This window comes from Streptomyces alkaliphilus, from assembly GCF_014141535.1.
In the GTDB taxonomy this organism is placed as follows: Bacteria; Actinomycetota; Actinomycetes; order Streptomycetales; family Streptomycetaceae; genus Streptomyces; species Streptomyces alkaliphilus.
In genome coordinates this window covers 1-2388 of the sequence record NZ_VKHT01000798.1, presented here as the reverse complement: position 1 = coordinate 2388, position 2388 = coordinate 1, and the positions used below count along the sequence as shown (strand labels likewise).

At 72.4% G+C, this 2388-nt stretch carries 2 protein-coding genes; one reads left to right on the top strand and one right to left on the bottom strand.

Features of this window, described 5'->3' with window-relative positions; translation table 11 throughout:
* Window positions 1-105: 105 nt before the first annotated feature.
* A complete protein-coding gene (locus FNQ90_RS19880; protein WP_182607613.1) occupies window positions 106-1155 on the bottom strand; it encodes an LLM class F420-dependent oxidoreductase in 1050 nt (349 codons plus the stop codon).
* Between the two features lie 226 nt (window positions 1156-1381).
* On the opposite strand from FNQ90_RS19880, the gene FNQ90_RS19875 reads away from it, so the two are divergent.
* Window positions 1382-2368 carry an aldo/keto reductase gene (locus FNQ90_RS19875; RefSeq protein ID WP_182607612.1) on the top strand — a complete coding sequence of 329 codons (987 nt, stop codon included), beginning with the start codon at window positions 1382-1384 and terminating at the stop codon, window positions 2366-2368.
* The last annotated feature ends 20 nt before the right edge of the window (window positions 2369-2388 follow it).

Sequence of the window (2388 nt, the reverse complement as noted above, 5' to 3'; positions counted from 1 at the left end):
GCGACGGGGTGGGAGTCCGGGACACCGCGTCGGGCACGAGGGGCCCGGCCCCCGGCTTCCGGGGGAATCGAATCCGCCGGGGGCCGGGGGCCGGGCCGGTACCGCTCAGGCCAGGCCGGCCCGCTCCAGTGCTGTGACGGCGGCGCGCACGGATGCGAGGCGCTCCTCCAGGCCGAATCCGGCCGGGGAGATGGACAGGGTGGTGACGCCGGCGTCGGCGTAGGCCCGCATCCGGTCCGCGATCCGCTCCACCGGGCCGATGAGCGTGGTGGAGTCGATCAGTTCGCGGGGCACTGCGGCGGCGGCGCCGTCCCGGTCACCGGACAGGTAGAGGTCCTGGATCTCCTCGGCCTCCCGCTCGTACCCCATGCGTCGGGCCAGCCGGTTGTAGAAGTTCTGTTTGCGGCTGCCCATCCCGCCCACGTACAGGGCGGTGTAGGGACGGAATTGGTCGGCCAGCGCGTCGAGGTCGTCGCCCACCGCCAGGGGAACCGTCGGCACCACGTCGAAGCCGGTGAGGTCGGCGCCGATCCGCTCCCGACCGGCCCGCAGGTGACGCAGGGTGGTCTCCTCCGCGTGCTCGGGCGCGAAGAAGATCAGCAGGACACCGTCGGCGATCTCCCCGGTCTGTTCCAGGTTCTTCGGGCCGATGGCCGCGATGTAGAGCGGAATGCGCTCGCGCACGGGGTGGACCGTGAGTTTGAGGGGCTTGCCGGGTCCCCCGGGCAGCGGCAGCGTCCAGTGCTCCCCCTCGAAGGCGAGGCGTTCGCGGGACATGGCTCGGCGGACGATCTCGACGTACTCGCGGGTGCGGGCCAGCGGCTTGTCGAACCGCACCCCGTACCAGCCCTCGGAGACCTGCGGGCCGGAGACGCCCAGACCGAGGCGGAAACGTCCGCCGGAGAGGGTGTCGAGGGTGGCGGCGGTCATCGCGGTCATGGCCGGCGCGCGGGCCGGGATCTGCAGGATGGCGGAGCCGACGTCGATGCGTTCGGTCTCGGCGGCCACCCGGGAGAGCACGGTGGGGGCGTCGGAGCCGTACGCCTCGGCGGCCCAGCAGACCGCGTAACCGAGACGGTCGGCCTCCCGGGCCACCGTGAGATTGTCCGCGTCCATCCCGGCTCCCCAGTAGCCGAGGTTGATTCCCAGTTGCACAGCGGCCCCATTTCCCTGGTTGTCCCTGCTCGTGCGCGGTCGTGCGCCGTCCTCCGGGACCCTCGCCCCTCGCCGGCGGTCGCCGGGGGCGTACGCGCCGGTGACCGGCCCCGATGGGGAGGGGTTCGGCCGACCGGCTCCGGGCCGGACGGAATCCGAACACCTACCGATCGGTAACCACCCGGTCCCCGGACTCTAGCGCGCCCCGCCAGTACGCTCAACGGCCATGGACCTCCGGCATCTGGGCCGCACCGGCCTGCGCGTATCCCGACTCGGACTCGGCACGCTCACCTGGGGTCGTGATGTCGGGGAACACGAGGCCGCCGGCATGCTGAAGGCGTTCTGGGGGGCCGGCGGCACCCTGGTGGACACCGCCGACGTGTACGCGGACGGCGGCGCGGAGTACATGCTCGGCCGTCTCCTGGACGGCTCGGTGCCCCGCCGTGATCTGATCATCGCCGGGAAGGCGGGGTGTGTCGCGGATCCCGAGCGGCGTTTCGACGGCTCGCGGGGCCATCTGCTGAACGCCCTGGACGCCTCGCTGGAACGGCTCGGCGTCGAGTACCTGGACCTGTGGCAGGTGCACGCCTGGGATCCCGACACCCCGTTGGAGGAAACCCTCCAGACGTTGGACACCGCCATCCGCAGCGGGCGGGTCCGGTACGCCGGGGTGGTCGGCTACTGCGGATGGCAGTTGGCCATGGCCGGCACCCACCAACTCTCCGCACCCGGCGACCGGTACCCCCTGGCCGCCACCCAGATGGAGTACTCACTGCTGCAGCGCGGAATCGAACGGGAGGTACTGCCCGCGGCCCGTGAGCTGGGCATCGGACTGCTGCCCTCCTCACCCCTGGGGCGAGGGGTGCTCAGCGGAAAGTACCGCGACGGGGCCCGGCCGGAGGGTTCACGGGGTGCCCGTGACCGGTTCTCCGCCTTCGTCGCCCCCTATCTGGACGGGGCGGCGCAGCGGGTGGTCGAGGCGGTCGCCACCGCCGCCGACGGGCTGGCGACCACGCCCGCCCGGGTCGCCCTGGCCTGGGTACGGGACCGACCCGGCGTGGCGGCCCCCATCCTGGGCGCTCGAACGACACGCCAACTGGAGGAATCGTTGTCGGTGGAGGGACTTACCCTTCCCGGGGAGATCCGCAGGGCGCTGGACGATGTCTCGGCACCGGTGCACCACTACCCCGACCACGACTGGAGCTCGCTGTGACCGCCCCCGACCAGCCACCA